This is a genomic window from uncultured Acetobacterium sp. (genome assembly GCF_927416815.1).
In the GTDB taxonomy this organism is placed as follows: domain Bacteria; phylum Bacillota; class Clostridia; order Eubacteriales; family Eubacteriaceae; genus Acetobacterium.
Map to the genome: position 1 here is coordinate 29,789 of NZ_CAKMJU010000030.1, position 16,200 is coordinate 45,988.

12 protein-coding genes are annotated in these 16,200 nt (G+C 41.6%); 11 read left to right on the forward strand and 1 reads right to left on the reverse strand.

Going from position 1 to position 16,200, the window contains the following annotated elements; genetic code table 11:
* Positions 1-22 precede the first annotated feature (22 nt).
* The 11 genes from QZ998_RS05550 to QZ998_RS05600 all read left to right on the forward strand — a co-directional run bounded on the left by QZ998_RS05550 (position 23) and on the right by QZ998_RS05600 (position 14,189).
* Positions 23-2,014 carry a GBS Bsp-like repeat-containing protein gene (locus tag QZ998_RS05550; RefSeq protein WP_296558731.1) on the forward strand — a complete coding sequence of 664 codons (1,992 nt, stop codon included), beginning with the start codon at positions 23-25 and terminating at the stop codon, positions 2,012-2,014.
* 149 nt (positions 2,015-2,163) lie between these two features.
* Entirely contained in the window at positions 2,164-3,147 is a 984-nt protein-coding gene (locus QZ998_RS05555; protein ID WP_296558733.1) for a glycosyltransferase family 2 protein, read from the forward strand.
* Between the two features lie 90 nt (positions 3,148-3,237).
* Complete coding sequence (locus QZ998_RS05560) at positions 3,238-4,104, forward strand: glycosyltransferase family 2 protein (protein ID WP_296558735.1); 867 nt, start codon at positions 3,238-3,240, stop codon at positions 4,102-4,104.
* Between the two features lie 23 nt (positions 4,105-4,127).
* Complete coding sequence (locus tag QZ998_RS05565; RefSeq protein ID WP_296558737.1) at positions 4,128-5,528, forward strand: undecaprenyl-phosphate glucose phosphotransferase; 1,401 nt, start codon at positions 4,128-4,130, stop codon at positions 5,526-5,528.
* A gap of 16 nt (positions 5,529-5,544) precedes the next feature.
* The gene (locus tag QZ998_RS05570; protein ID WP_296558739.1) at positions 5,545-7,065 is read left to right on the forward strand and encodes a DUF2142 domain-containing protein; all 1,521 of its coding nucleotides are present in this window, start codon (positions 5,545-5,547) and stop codon (positions 7,063-7,065) included.
* An 85-nt stretch (positions 7,066-7,150) separates the two neighbouring features.
* The gene (locus QZ998_RS05575; RefSeq protein ID WP_296558740.1) at positions 7,151-9,316 is read left to right on the forward strand and encodes a hypothetical protein; all 2,166 of its coding nucleotides are present in this window, start codon (positions 7,151-7,153) and stop codon (positions 9,314-9,316) included.
* 11 nt (positions 9,317-9,327) lie between these two features.
* Positions 9,328-10,281, forward strand: a complete 954-nt coding sequence (locus tag QZ998_RS05580; RefSeq protein ID WP_296558741.1) for a glycosyltransferase family 2 protein — start codon at positions 9,328-9,330, stop codon at positions 10,279-10,281.
* 13 nt (positions 10,282-10,294) lie between these two features.
* Positions 10,295-12,004: a hypothetical protein gene (locus QZ998_RS05585; protein ID WP_296558743.1), complete on the forward strand. Its 1,710-nt coding sequence runs from the start codon at positions 10,295-10,297 to the stop codon at positions 12,002-12,004.
* A gap of 27 nt (positions 12,005-12,031) precedes the next feature.
* A complete protein-coding gene (locus tag QZ998_RS05590) occupies positions 12,032-12,400 on the forward strand; it encodes a transporter (protein ID WP_296558745.1) in 369 nt (122 codons plus the stop codon).
* Complete coding sequence (locus tag QZ998_RS05595; protein ID WP_296558746.1) at positions 12,390-12,740, forward strand: EamA family transporter; 351 nt, start codon at positions 12,390-12,392, stop codon at positions 12,738-12,740. Before QZ998_RS05590 ends, QZ998_RS05595 begins: the two co-directional genes overlap by 11 nt.
* A 66-nt stretch (positions 12,741-12,806) precedes the next feature.
* Entirely contained in the window at positions 12,807-14,189 is a 1,383-nt protein-coding gene (locus tag QZ998_RS05600; protein WP_296558748.1) for a DUF6056 family protein, read from the forward strand.
* 55 nt (positions 14,190-14,244) lie between these two features.
* On the opposite strand, the gene QZ998_RS05605 is transcribed toward QZ998_RS05600, so the two are convergent.
* Positions 14,245-16,158, reverse strand: coding sequence for an LTA synthase family protein (locus QZ998_RS05605; protein ID WP_296558750.1), 1,914 nt, complete (start codon positions 16,156-16,158; stop codon positions 14,245-14,247).
* Positions 16,159-16,200: the final 42 nt, after the last annotated feature.

Below are 16,200 nucleotides of genomic sequence, written 5' to 3' on the forward strand. Positions count from 1 at the left end.
AGAAAGAAATGAGGATGCGGAAGTGAAGAGAAAAATCGGGATAAGGTCGTTGGTTGTTATCGGACTGATCGTTGTGCTTTTTCTACCAGGCCAAATTTTTGCACAGGAATCATCGGAGCCGGTTAATCCAGTGACAATGGTAGCAATAGAAACGCCAGAAATGGCTGATCCAGAACAAGCGCTGTTAAAAGAAGATGTAGAAGTAACCGAAGAAGTGCCAGCGAATCGACCGGATACAGAGATAAAAGATCCGGACGAAGCAGTAATTGATGAAAAAAAACCAATTGTAGAGCCCGAAGAGATCGTTACAACGGCGCTGGACTTTAGCGATGTAATCGTAACCATCTCGCCGGTTTCCGATAACACGACCCTGTTTACCATCAGTACCCTTGGTTATGCCGGGAAAACCGGAATCGGTAAGGTTATGTTTCCAGTATGGTCAGAGCGAAATGGTCAGGACGATATCCGTTGGTATCAGGGATCAAAAAATAGTCAAGGTGAATATAGCATCACCGTAGATATTAAAGACCACGGATTTGAAACCGGCGACTATCATGTTCATACTTATATATATGGATTAAGCGGAGAGGTGATTAAGACCGATGTGAATAAACATCGTCTGGAAACGCCCAAATCTTCTATCACAGTTGGAGCAGTTATAAACAATGCCTACACGATTCAAATAAATGGAGTGAGCAATCCTCAGGGCGTTACCGGGGTGAGTTTCCCTACTTGGAGTCAGGTAAACGGTCACGATGATATCCGCTGGGAAAAGGCGGCCTATATGGGTAATGATACCTGGGAAGCGACGATTTCGATCATTAATTATAAACGGAGTTATGACACCTTTATTACGCATGCCTATGTGACCAATAAGGACGGTCAACAAAAATACAGTGGATCTGCTGAGCAGGTGATCGCCAATCCATTTTTGGCGGAACCTTTAAAAATAAAAGTCGCGCAGGACAAGGTTAGCTCAAAATTTTCGATCAGCACTGAAAATTGTAAAGGCAAAAGTGGCCTTAAAAGTGTTGCCTTTGCGGTATGGTCAAATCGTAATGGTCAGGATGAACTGAAATGGTATCAGGGCGAACTGGGACCCGATGGTGAGTTTTATGCCTACGTTGATATTGAGAACCACGGCTTTGAAACAGGTTTCTTTATTGTTCACGCCTATCTCCAGGGAATAAGGGGGGATAACATTGCTTTTAGTAATTCTGAATATACGATGCCTGTTATTAGCCCGACCATCGAATACGATAACGCGGTGCTCAACAATACCTTTAAAGTGCGGATTAAAAATGCCAGAAATGAAAATGGCGTCTCAAGCATTCTGTTTCCGACCTGGAGTAGTGCTAATGGACAGGATGATGTGCGTTGGGAACAGGCAAACTACATTGGCAATCATACCTGGGAAGCGACCATCAATTTAAAAAACTACAATATTATAGTGGACGAGTTTATTTCGCATGCATATCTAGCCGATAAAAATGGCAAATTTGTCTTTGTGAAAGAATCAAGTAAGAAGGTTCTGCAGAATACCGCCACGATTTATGGTTTTTATAATTATCCCTTGAATAAAAATTACAAACCAAATCCCAGCGACCCAACCGATTGGTTTGGTCCAAGATGGGGAGACATCCACGAAGGTATTGATATCCCCGCACCCTATTATGCACCCTGTTATGCAGTCGGCAATGGCCTTGTCGAACGTGCTGGCTATTTTATGGGATATGGACGTTATGTCAGGATTCGCACAACCGATCGGTATGGGGAAAGTGTGTCCTTCTTTTACGGGCATCTACAAGAGATCAATGTCGGCGTTGGACAAACAGTGAGCAAGGGTCAGAAGATTGGATCAGTCGGTGGATCAGGATATGTTTCTAAGGACAAGTATGCCGACAATGCCTATGGGCCACACCTCCATTTTGGGGCCATTGCCAATGCCGATGATGCCTGCGTCAATCCCGAAATATGGATCGATTTCCATAACCCATACAGCAACGCTAATTGATGAATAATAAGAATTGATGAAGTGCTAAAATTAATGAAGTGCTAAGAAAAGCGACAGGGACAAGGTTCCTGGTCGCTTTTTGTTTAGTAAAAGATCATCCTGTGTTATAATAATACGGACTTATTGATGGCGATAAAAAGGATGGTTTTATGAAGAGTGACGTTTCAGTGATTATTCCGAATTACAATGGTGAAAAATTTATAGCAAATTGTCTGGATAGTATAATGGTGCAAAGTTTTTATGAGTTCGGGCGCTTAGAAATCATTGTCGTCGATGATTGTTCCACGGATACGAGTGTCGAGATTATAAAAACCTATAAAAACGTAACGCTCATTGAAAACCCGGTCAATGCTGGTTTTGATCGGTCTGTGAATCAGGGGATTTTAGCCAGCAATGGCAAGTACTGCCTGCTTTTAAATAATGATGTGGTGGTTGACCCTGATTTTGTACGCTATTTATATTTGCATATCGATGATGATCAGGGGATCTTTTCGGTGAGTTCAAAAATGATTCGTTATTATGAACGTGATAAACTCGATGACACCGGTGATTTTTATAACATTCTGGGCTGGGGTTATAAACGGGGGGATGGGCAGTCGGTCGCGGCGTATCATAATGCAAGCCCGATTTTTAGTGCCTGTGCTGGAGCGGCGATTTACCGCCACGCGGTTTTAACTGAGATTGGTCTTTTTGATGAAGCCTTCTTTGCCTATATGGAAGATATCGACATTGGCTACCGCGGCTTGATTTATGGCTATAAAAACTGCTACGAACCGAAAGCTATCTGTTATCATATTGGTAGTGCGACCACCGCGGAAGGACAAAAATACAGCCCCTTCAAGGTGCAGATTTCTGCCCGCAACAATATTTATGTGGCCTATAAGAACATGCCCTTGCTGCAGTTGCTGGTGAATAGTCCGTTTTTAGTGGTGGGTTTCATCGTGAAATACGTGCTTTTTTTAAAAAGGGGTTTCGGTAAAGATTATGCGGCTGGCATTAAGGCAGGCTTGAAAAACTATAAAAAGGTAGAAAAAGTACCCTTTAAAGCTAAGAATCTTAAAAATTACTTTTTGATTGAATTTCAATTGATCTTAAATGTTTTTCGAATGATTGAAAATAAGCGGATGAAGTAGGTAATCCTGACATAGGCCTTCCATATTTGCAAGGATTATGGTAAAATATAATGTCTTTTGAAAGACAAAACGGCTTAAGAAAGGCTAAAAATGGATTTATCAATTATTATTGTTAACTATAAAACAGAAGAATTGACATCGAATTGTATTGATTCAATTATAAAAAGCAATACCAAAGGACTCAACTATGAAATCATTCTAGTCGACAACGCTTCAGAAGATGGCAGCGTGGAAGCGATAAAAAAACAGTTCCCGACTGTGACAATTATAAAAAATCCCGAGAATCTGGGCTTTTCGAAGGCCAATAACATTGGTATTGCAGCCTCGACGGGAGAGTATATTCTGTTACTTAATTCCGATACAATTGTCGACTTGAATACCCTAAAAGGGGTGATGGCATTTATCAGAGATCATAAACATGTTGGAGCACTGGGATGTAAGATCCTGCTAGCTTCGGGTAAGCTGGATCCGGCCTGCAAACGGAGTTTTCCGACTCCCCTGAATGGGCTTTATCACAGCCTTAATCTGGATATGGCTTTTCCCGAGAGTATCCGTTTTGGCGCCTATAACCTGACCTATGTGGATGAGAATAAAACCTGCTCGATTGATTGTATTATGGGTGCCTTTATGCTGGTTCCCAAAGCTGTCATTGATGTGGTGGGGATGCTCGATGAAGATTTTTTTATGTATGGGGAAGATATCGACTGGTGTTACCGGATTAAACAGGCCGGCTATCAGATTATCTACTATCCGGAATTCCGGATTTTTCATCATAAAAAAGCCAGCGGGATTGGAAAGCGAAACCCCAAGGTGATTGCTGCCTTCTATGACTCGATGATAATTTTTTACAATAAACATTATCAGCATAAATATAATGGTCTGACCCGCTGGGCGGTGACTACCGGTACGACGATTCTCAAAAAAATGGCTCTGGCTAAAAATAAGCGACGAAAATAAGGGTAAGAAAGGGGAGATAAAAAATGATCAAAAGTAATCAGCGATTTTTTAACTTTATTCTGGTATTATTGGATATTGGTGTTGTAACGGCTTCCCTTTTATTTGCCTGGTACATCCGGTTTGTCTCACCATTTTTTGACGATGGGGTACGCACTATGAATTTAAGGGCTTATATTGAGTTGTTGGGTATTATTATCCCGCTCTATTTAATCCTTTTTGTTTTTTTTGGTCTCTATCAACCCTATCGAAAACAGCGGTTTTTTAAAGAGTGCCGCGAAATAATATTTGCTAATATCATTGGGATTGCGATTCTAATGTCAGCCTTGTTTACGCTAAAGAGTATTCATTTTTCTCGAATCATGTTGGGGATTTTCTTTTTGACATCGACTATTTTGATGATTGTCGAGCGGGGCTCGCTACGAAAAATTTTAAGAATGGCCAGAGAGCGCGGTTTTAATATCAAGTATATTATTATTGTCGGAGCAGGCAGCATTGGCCAGACCTTCGCCGCAAAGGTTGTTGGCGATCGGCAGCTGGGTTATAAGGTCACCGGGTATGTCGATGATTACTATCATAAAAGCGATAAGGATGGAATCCCGATTTTGGGAACTACCAAAGAGATGAATAAAATCCTCGAAGAGTATCAGGTCGATGAGGTCATCATTGCCTTGCCCAACACCAGTTTTAAACGGATTGATGAGGTCATTGATATCTGTGAATATCAGGGCATTAAAACCCAGATCATCCCGGATTATTTTAATTTGATTCAGGGGACCAAGGCTTATTTTGACGAGCTGGATGGCATACCGCTGATCAATACCCGCTATATTCCCCTGGATCAACCCCTAAATAAGTGGGTCAAGCGGCTGATTGATATTATTCTGTCGATTCTGATTCTGGTACTGATATCGCCGATTTTGCTCGTCACGGCAATCCTGGTAAAACTAACTTCCCCGGGGCCGGTTATCTATAAACAGATTCGGGTCGGGATGGGGCGTAAAGAATTCTGGATCTATAAATTCCGGTCAATGCGCTGTGATGCCTCGATTACATCGGGAGATGTGGGGTGGACCACGGCTGATGATCCCCGAAAAACGAAATTCGGAACATTTATCCGCAAAACCAGTATCGATGAGTTGCCACAGTTTATCAATGTTTTAAAAGGTGATATGAGTATCGTTGGGCCACGGCCAGAGCGACCCCACTATGTCACCCAATTTCAGCATGAGATTCCCAAATATATGATTAAGCATCATGTTAGACCAGGGATCACCGGCTGGGCGCAGGTTCAAGGATGGCGGGGCGATACCTCGATCCATAAACGAATTGAATGTGATATTGAGTATATCGAAAAATGGACCCTGTGGTTCGATGTCAAAGTTTTTTTTATGACCTTTAAGGCGGTGTTTGAGAGTGGGTATTGATGAGGGTGACTAACAGATGAATCGAGGACTCGGTCAGATTAAAGATAAGCTTGACATTTTTGCTTTATTCAAAAAGAGCCGCATGCAAATCAGGGAGCGTTGGCTCTATGCCGTGCTGGGCGGGATTGTTTTTTTTGGATCGCTTTTTATATTTGATGGCTGGAGTGGGCTGGCGCTGACGATTTCTAGCGTGGCTACGGTGATGATTATGCTATTGATTGTCTTGATGGGCAAGGTCTTATATCGGGATGCGTTTTTGACAATTGTGTGTTTTGGGATACTTTTTTGTCTGCTCACGCCGGTTTTGGATACCCCGGATGAAACGGCTCATCTGGCCAGAGCCATGTATCTGGCCCGGGGAAAGATTTTTGTCAGTCAGGAAGATTCACAATTGCTAATCAGTGAAGACTATGAGCTGATCTATGATCAATCCCAAAAGACATTGTTTGAAAATGATTTAAATGTTCATGACAGTGGTATTTTAATGATTGAAAGTGACGGATTGAAGGCAACCAATGCATACGCCTTTATCTCCTATCTGCCCCAAGCTTTGGGCATTGGCTTTGGAAGAATGGTTAATTTAAGTGTGCTATGGTCATATTATCTAGGTAGAATATTTAATCTACTCTTTTATGCAACCATGATTGCGCTGGCAATTAAGATAACGCCCTTGTTTAAGCAGGTCTTTTTTATTGCCGGAACGATCCCGATGGGAATTTACATTGCCGCCTCATATAATCAGGATGCCTTTGGAATTGGGATTATATTTGTAACCCTAGCCTTTTATTTTAGATTATTAAGTAAAGAAGATCATCAGATCAAAGTGCTTGAAATAGTTGGCTACACCGGTTTATGCATGCTGATTACAGTGACGAAATTTCCCTTTGTTTTGCTGGTATTATTGCCAGCATTTATTCCCTTTCGAAAGTTTGACAAAGCTGCCTATCAATGTGTTTTTCTGGGAATCATCCTGGCAGCCGGTTTTTCGCTGGCCTGGATGAACTTTTATACAGCGATTCCCCATCCCTTTGTTCCCGAAGGGGTGAATATGATCAAACAGCTCCAATTTCTGGTGGGAGATCCCATCGCAAATATGCAAATGATGGGACTTAATCTTTTAGAGGGAAGCATCAATTACCTGATGCTATTTAATTTTGGTTGGCTGTCTTATGGGTCGAATGGACTGGGGTTGCTGTATCTATTTTTTTATGGATCAGTCGCAGTTTTTTATCCACGCGAATTGCGGCAAAGTCGCTTGACGCGAATCGGCGCCTTGTTGATCACAGTGGGAATTTATGTAGGGATCACGCTGTCGATGTATTTAACCTGGACACCGGTTGGATCAAGTGTTGTTAATGGTGTGCAGGGCCGCTACTTCATTGGTTTTTTACCACTGATTCCGCTAATGCTGAATATCGGACCAGCTTTTAAACAGCTGGATCAGCTTCAGGTCAAGCATTATTATAATATCGTGACCCTGGTGCCGGTCTATTTCTTAATTATGTCGTTCACATTGACATTAAAACAATATTATTAAGCGTGTAAAACAAGTGAAAAATTCGAAGGATGCGAGAATGATGCAGACTATTAGGCGGTAGTCGATGTGTTAGGGTGGTTAATTCATGATAGAGTTTTATAATCGTTACAAAAAAATAGGATGGAGTCTTTTAATCATTATCGCTGTGCCGCTGCTGGTAGAGAGTTACTTTTTAATTATTGAAACCGTCATTTCACCAAATGATTTGTTTAGATCAGATTTTTATGATAATTTTTTCGTATTGATAAAATTAAAACGATTAATCATTCTTTTTTTATTAGTACTTTTGGGGGTCGGGCTGTTTAACCACTTTGGCAAAGAGACAATTTTTTATTATCTCTATCAGTATCGGTATGGACTAGGAGCGTTGTTTCTAATTGGCTGTGTGCTATTTGAAATACATGGTTCCTCGATTCAATATTGGGAGAATTTCTTTCAGGACTCAAAGCATTTTGAAACATGGATTGGCATCAGCAGAAGCATCCGCAGTGATGAATGGGCGGTTAATACGCCAATGATGATTTCACAGTATTTTAATGGGGCGGCGCCTTTTCCGTATTTTAGTGAGACGATCCGGGGCGCATTGACCGATGTCTTTATTATTTATGGACAACCGGTGCTAAATATCGTTGAAATATTTAGACCTTTTCACTGGGGATATCTACTGTTTTCACCAGCCAAGGGCCTTTCTTTTTTTTGGATCGGGCGGATCATGGGATTGTTTTTCGTATCATTTGAATTGGCAATGATACTCGGCAATAAAAATAAGCATTTAGCTGTGATCTATGGACTACTTGTGACCTGGGCGCCAATTGTACAGTGGTGGTTTGCGGTTAATGGCTTGGTCGAAATGCTTATTTTTGGTCAATTGGCAGTGATCATGGTTGATCGCTATCTTAATACCCACCGCTACGATCAGCGGTTTTTATTCGCGCTGGTATTTTTAATATGTGCTGGTGGATATGTGCTGACCTTTTATCCGGCCTGGCAGATCCCGTTGGCCTATGTATTTCTGGTGTTATTTATTGGGATAGTATACGAGAATCGCGAAAAAATTGCTTTTAAGATGAAGGATCTGGCGATTATAGCGGCTTTGATTCTGGCTTTTGTTTGTGCAATGGGATATATTTTAGTCATGTCCTATGATACAATTCATTTAGTTATGGGAACCGTATATCCTGGAGCGCGCTTTGAAACAGGTGGCGGACAATTATATCGCTATTTTCTTTACCCGGGAAATTTGTTTTTTGTTACCTCCCGGGAGTTGTCTTATTCAAATATAAATGAGTTGGCCACCTTTTTTGATTTTTTCCCCGCCGGCATTATTATGGCACTGTGGGTGCTGGTGATCGAAAAGAAACAGGATGCATATCTGATTCTCTTTTTAATCAGTTTTTTTATTCTAAGCGCGTTTTGTCTGGTCTCCTGGCCGGATTGGCTGGCTTCTGTCAGCCTGTTAAGCCATGCTCAGCCAGCCCGGGTATTTTTGGCAATTGGGTTTTTAAATCTGCTATTATTGATGCGCGCACTACCCTTGATTGAAACAGAATTTTCGGGTTGGCTCAAAGTAAGCTTGGCGATAACAATAGCACTGATCATATCGGTAGGATCAAAGATTATCTATCATGGCTACCTGGATTTTAGAATGTTTAGTCTGGTTCTGCTCTTCTTGGTATTTATATTTTACCTATTGCTTAGTTGGAGTAAAGTAAAAATGCAAGAGCTATTGCTGGTGATAACTATTCTGCTTGTATTTGTTTCAGGAATGTTCGTAAATCCGGTTGTCAATGGTTTAGACGTTATTCTTGATCAACCACTGATCAAAATGATCAAAGAAACAGCCGATAGCTCGGATGCCTTATGGATTGTTGATTCAGAAGCGGGAGCGGGATATCCTTTAAACAATCTCCCGATTATGGCTGGTGCAGCGACGATTAATTCAACAAATGTATACCCTAATCTAGAACGCTGGCAAAGCCTGGATCCGGATCGATCAGACGAAGGGATTTATAACCGCTATGCTCATATTACAATTAGTTTATCAGATCATGATGAAGAAAGCAGTTTTATCCTGGATTCAGCCGATTTAATAACGATTAGGCTAAGCACCAGGGATTTAGAGAAACTGGAGGTTGGTTATGTTCTATCAAAAAGAGATCTCAGCGTTTTTTCAAATGAAGCAGTTAGTTTTATCCCGATAGAAAGCGCCAATGGGTTTACAATATATCAATTAAAATATCTAATAAATTGAGAGGTGAAAAAATGGAAGAGAATAGAAAAACAGCAATACTCATTCCCTGCTACAATGAATCGAAAACGATCGAAAATGTAATCAAGGATTATCAGGCAGTGATGCCCCATGCAACGATCTATGTTTATGATAACAATTCGTCGGATGGCACCGATGAGATCGCCAGAAAAGCCGGAGCGACGGTGCGATATGAGTATCGTCAGGGTAAAGGCAATGTGGTACGATCGATGTTTCGAGAAATCGATGCAGACTGTTATATTATGACCGATGGTGACGATACCTATCCGGCAGAGTTTGCTTTGGAACTGGAAAAACAAATATACAGTAAACAGGCGGATATGGCCATAGGTGATCGGCTTTCTTCGACGTATTTTACTGAAAACAAGCGCCCTTTTCACAATATTGGCAATGTCCTGGTAAGAAAACTGATCAACGTGATATTTAAGGCCGGTGTAAAAGATATTATGACTGGGTCTCGCGGATTTACCAAAGAATTTGTTAAATCCTTTCCGGTGACGTCAAAAGGATTTGAAGTTGAAACAGAGATGACCATCTTTGCTTTGGACAATAATTTCAAAATTGTCGAAGTGCCGATTGATTATCGGGATCGACCAGAAGGCAGTGAGTCCAAGCTGAACACCTATTCTGATGGTTATAAGGTGCTAAAAACAATCGGAACCCTTTTTAGAGACACCAAGCCCTATGCATTTTTTTCGATCATCTCGCTAATTTTACTGGCGGTTGGTGGGGCATTCTTTGTGCCAATATTACTTAATTATCTGGAAACGGGCACTGTCGCCAGATACCCGACCCTGATTGTCATTACCTCACTGTGGATTATTGCGATTATCAGTTATTTTTGTGGGGTAATTCTGGAAGTATTAAAAAAACAGCATCGTCATAATTTTGAAAGAAATTTAAATTTACTTAATGAACTATGGCTTAAGAATGAAGATAAATCGTAGAAATGAGGAAAAAATGGTTGAATTATTATTGAAATCAAAATTAGAGCAGGGAATTCGTTTTGTCAAGGAACATCGATTGCTGGTTTTTATGGCGGCAATCATCCTCTTTAAGCATGTGTTGCTGACTGGTTTGCCAATCTTTGCCCATCCCGGAGCTGATCATGATGATGGGATGATGGTAAAAATGGCAGAAGCCCTGTTAAATGGACAATGGTTAGGCGAGTATCATGAATTGACCCTGGTAAAAGGTTTGTTCTTTCCTTTGTTTCTGGCCGTCAATGCGCTATTTGGGATTCCCTATAGTGTAGCTGTGCCTGGATTTTACACCGTCGCCTGCGTGATTTTTATTGTTGGTAGCAGAAAACTGTTTAAAAACGAATGGCCGCTTTATTTTATTTTCGCGGTCTTAATGCTAAACCCAATTTCTTTTGCCAATGAGACCTTTACCCGGGTGTATCGGAACAGTCTGATTGCCGGTCAGGTTTTGATTATCAGTGGAAGTCTGATCGCGGTTTACCTCAATCGTTTTGAAAAAAATAGCAAGCTGGCTTTCTGGGCAGTTTTGAGTGGCCTTGGGGTAGCGTCACTGTGGCATTCCCGAGAAGATGGCATCTGGATTATTCCGTTGGTATTAGGAGTCATTTTGATCAGCTGGGGAACCTTTTATTTTAACAAGGAACTGCGCTTGAAGGACAAGCTAACAAAGGGAGCGATTGTCGGTTTACCGGTTGCGATCTTGATTTTATCAACAGTGTTGATCGCTTCAATTAATTATGCCTATTATGGGATCTATACGACTAATGAATTAAATGATAGCCATTATACCAAGACCATCCAGCTGATCTACTCAGTGGAAGCGATTGAAGCGGTTCATAACGTTTCAGTACCGCGCAGTTCGATGGAAAAAATTTACGAGGCAGTGCCATCACTTAATGAGATACGTGATGAAATTGATGCAAGTATGGATCACTGGTCCTGGTATGATCAGGATGTCGCCGTCAGAGAAGTTGAAGACGGCTGGTTTTTCTGGAGCATTCGCGAAGCGGTGGCCAATAGTGGATATTATCGTGACGCACAAACAGCGAATAACTTTTACAAACAGGTCAACAAAGAGCTGGAAGAGGCCTTTGAAACCGGTCAATTGGAAAGAAGAAAAACCATGCCTTCAGCCCTAATGTCACCCTGGCGAGATGAGTATTGGGAAGAATTACCCAAGGCCTTTCTGGTTACCCTACATTATGTGGCAGGCTATGAGAAGCTTGAAACAAGTGTACTGGAGAGTATTGAAGACGGTCGAAATGGAATGCGCCTGTTTGAACGGATGACCAATAATTTAGCCCTGTATCCAGGCGAAGAAATAAAATGGAATGACCAGCTGCGAATTGAGATCCTGAATGTCATCCAGAGCTTTTATCAACTTGTGGGGGTACTTATTTTTCTGCTGGCGGGATTTGGCTATGCGATCATCACGCTTTTGTTATTCCAAAAAAAATGGCGCAATCAATACAATCTATTGGATTTCTGGCTGGTGTTAACGGGCTTATTATTCAGTGCCTTCGTACTGATCGGTGGCGTGGCCTACACAGAAATTTCTGCCTATGTGGCGATTTCGTACTGGTATCTGGCAGGTGCCTATCCACTGATTGCCTCATTTAATGTCATTTCGATTTACAAAATTTCAGAGCTGTTGATCGATCAGCAAAGAGAAAAGAGCCGACTTTGAATGTGGTTTTTAAAATGGAGTTAAGCAATGAATGTTAAGACGAAGTTAGGTGAGACGATCAAGCTAAAAAATTATTTATTCCTGCATACCAGCCTGTTGCTTTATTCAATCGGATCGGTTTTCTCAAAGTTGGCCAGTCAGGAAAAGTTTCTTTCATTTGGCTTTATTCTCTTTTATGGCTTATTTTTAATAATCCTTTTTGTTTACGCACTGCTCTGGCAACAGATACTAAAGCGATTTCCGTTAACGGTAGCCTTTGCCAACAAGGCGATTACTATTTTATGGGGAATTGTTTGGGGCTATCTCTTTTTTGGAGAACCGCTGCGCTTAGGAATGTTACTAGGATCAATAATCATTGTTTCAGGAATTTATTTGGTGGTGAGTGATGAGCAATAACCCATGGACGTATTATGTGCTATATCTATTTTCGGTATTGGTGGCCTCTTTGTCTCAGGTCATCCTAAAAAAAAGCGCCATGATTTCTTATGAAACACGACTCAAAGAATATCTCAATCCTTATGTCATTGGCGCTTATTTCTTTTTCTTTGGATCCTCTCTGTTAACCACCTTTTCCTATAAAGGGGTGCCTTTAACGATGGGTCCGGTATTGGAAGCCACCGGTTACATCTATGTTGGAGTGCTGGGGATGCTGATTCTCAAGGAGCGTCTCAGTCGACGAAAAATTATTGGTAACCTGCTGATTGTGGCAGGAATCATGATTTATGCCTTTCTTTAACAGCGATGAAACCTGAGAAGTCAAAAAAGATAGCAGCATTGATATGGGAAGGAGTGTGGAGGTCAGATGAAAGCGGTCAACTTGTTTAAGCGCAATACCGATGAAATAATCAAAAAATGTCTGGAATCAAAAAAGATTAATGGGGTGATGTTTCTGCTGGTGTTGGGAATAACCTTTGTTTACATGGTATTTCTCAACAGTCAAACACCATTGATTGCCGATGATTTTGTGTATACCTTTATTTTTGGAACTTCGACGCCAGTTAGCAGTGTTGGTGATATTATTGATTCTCAGGTTTCTTATTATTTGACCTGGGGCGGCCGGGTAGTGGCAGAAACGCTGACCCAGCTTTTCATGTTTTTGGGAAAAGATGTTTTTAATATTTCTAACAGTCTCTGCTATCTTATCTTTTGTCTGACTGTTTATTTTTTGGCAGTTGGTCGGAGTATCCGATCTGAATTATTATTGTTAACAACTGTCATAATTTGGTTTTTTACCCCGATGTTTGGGCAAACCGTGATGTGGTTAACTGGTTCTTGTAATTATTTGTGGTGCGGAACCATTATTTTACTGGCGCTGCTGCCCTTCCGATTTTATGAGGAAAAACAGACGCGGTTGCTAAAAAGCAAGGTTCTGGCAATAGCCATGATTCCGCTGTTTTTTATAAGCGGCATCACCAATGAAAACACTGCTGGAGCAATGATCTTGATTATGTTATTATTTATCCTGTTTTACTACAAGCGAAAAATAACCATTCCAGCTTTTGCTTATACAGGGGTACTATTTTCGATTTGCGGATTTATTGCGATGATCTTTGCCCCCGGCAATAGCATGCGGGTAGAGAATGAATCGGCGGTGGCAGAGGTTACAATGATGGTGGGATCGAACCCAATCATTACCCGGTTGTCCTATTTCGCCTATAACCTTTATGCCCTGATGCCGTTGCTGATTATGGTCGCCCTGGCCTTTGTCGTGCTGAGAAATAAAAGCAGTCGCGAAAAATGGTTAAATTTTGGTATTTTTACAAGCGCCTCCGCAGCAGCGATGCTGGTGATGCTGCTGCCGCCGAAATTTCCACCCCGGGCGATGTTTGGTCTGGTCGCTTTTCTCATCATTGCGGTGGTTTATGTATTTAGTCAGGTTGAATTAAATCCAGTGCGGGTGCGAAAGTTTATCATCATTCCTGGCGCTGTGATTCTGTTATTTTATGCGATGTCATTCGGTTATGTTGGTGTTGATGCGATTACTGTCAATAAGAAATATCAGGCCCGGCTTCAAATCATAAAGGAACAGCATCTTGAAGAAGTAGTTGCGGTGCCGGCGATTGTCCCCTTATCCAGTCATAATGGTATGTACGGTTTAAAAGATGTGCAAACAGATCCGAATCACTGGGTTAATCGGGCACTGGCCGACTATTTTGGGGTTAAAAATATAGTATTGAAGCCTTAATCATCGTATTAGGGTAATTAATAAAAAGACGTGTTGGATTTTCCAACACGTCTTTTTATTGCTCAGTGGCAGCCTGGAGAAGTTCCTTGTCAAAAGCGTTACTATAGCTATTCCCGAAAAGCAGATCGTATTCGAGCAGCCAATGTTTGGTATTAAAGGCATTGGTTTCTGCGATAATCCTGTCGGCATCGTGGGGATCGGCGGTGAAGAGGGCAAACTTATTCTGGTTGGCACGGTTTTCCCGTTCGGCCAATAGAATTTTCCAGTAGAGCGGCAGCTCCAGCTGTGCTTCTTCAATAACCGCAGCTCCTAATAAATTGGCATCGAGAGTTCCCCAATCCTGGGGATTGAGTGCATAATTGTTCCAGACCACAAAAGGGGTGGTGTAAAGCTTGCCATAGTCTTCATCAGTTAGCCGACCTTCTGAGGCGAAGCCTAGCTGACGATAGATCTCGTAATCTTCGCCCAGGGTTGGCAGGTGATCGCCAAACATTACAATAATAGTGGGCTCCTGATTTGCCGAAAAGTAGCTGATTAATTGGTTTAAAGCAGCGTCCGAATCATAAACCCCCTGGACATAATTTTGCAGGATCAGCTGATTTTGTGGTGAAAGATCCGGAGCATCAATGGTGATATCAAAATAGGGAAAATTTTTATTATCGTAGCTGCCATGGTTTTGCATCGTCACCAGAAAACAAAAGATCGGATCTGAGGACTGGGCGCGATGCGTTTCATAATTGTTAATAACTTTTTCACTGGCCACCTGATCCGATATAAAATTTCCCCGGAATTCCGATACAGGGAAGTCAACATCGGCATCAAAGCTGTCAAAACCAATCAGCGGATAGACATCATTGCGGTTCCAGAACCATTTTTGATAGGAATGAACAGCCATGGTGGTGTAGCCTTCATTCTTTAAATAAGCTGGCAGCGCCGCGGTTTCTTCTTTAATATATTGTTGGTAGGCCATCGAGCCCGAGGGCAAAAAGCTGGTTTTATGGCCGGTGAGCACTTCAAACTCGGTGTTGGCAGTCCCACCGCCAAATTCTGAAACCAGCAGATTGCCACTGATGCCTTCCTGACGGATCCGATTGACAGTCGGTAAGGGATCGCCTGAAAAACTGACATTGGGTAGTTGGGTTGGGTCAAAAAAAGACTCGCTCATAATGAAGATAAGATTCGGATTATCAACAGTGCTTGAATCAACCAGCGCACTAGTGTGAAAATCGAATTCGGAAAGAATCGCTTGGATGGCTTCGGGATTGTAGTTATCCGGTTTATCAATCAGTATATATTTGATGTTGTTCATAAAGGCCATCAAAAAGCCGTTATGATCGTAGTTAATAGTTTGGTTCCAGCGCAAATCTTCAATTCCCATTGCAGTCAGGGTATCCTGATTGAAAATAACCTGAGAAAAATAGCTGTTCAATAGGATGCCACAGGAAAAAAAGAGGATTGCTCGGGTTTTAATCGAGTAACGCGGCTCTTTGAGCAGAAATGGCATCAGGCTGAGTAACAGCAGTAAAATTAACAGGCCGATAAAACTCACCGGCAAATTGATTTCAATATCTGAAAGGATATTAAGCGCTTCATTTCGAAAAAAAACATCCCAGGGTAAAAAGGGTTCGCCACGGAGATTAAACTTTAAAAAATTAATCATGCCTAGACCCATGTAAAAAATGGTGATCAGTAGCGAGGTTGTTCCCAGACGGGATGTAATTGCGTATAATAGTACGAAACTCAGCAAGATAATTAGATAACTCAGGCAAAAGCTGCTGATTCCATAATCGCTTTGCCACTGCCAGAAAGTCGAGAGATTGTCGCGTTGGATCAATTCGACACAAAAAGCAACAAACAGCGGAAAGAGAAAAGACCAGGCAATCGACTGGGCGCGGTTTAATTGTATTGGAATGGCGGCATCAGGCAAAAAATGCCTGGCTGGCAGGAAATATTCTTTTAAGGTATTCATGGGCTTGATTTCCTCAATTTAGATTATAAATAAGTCATGACC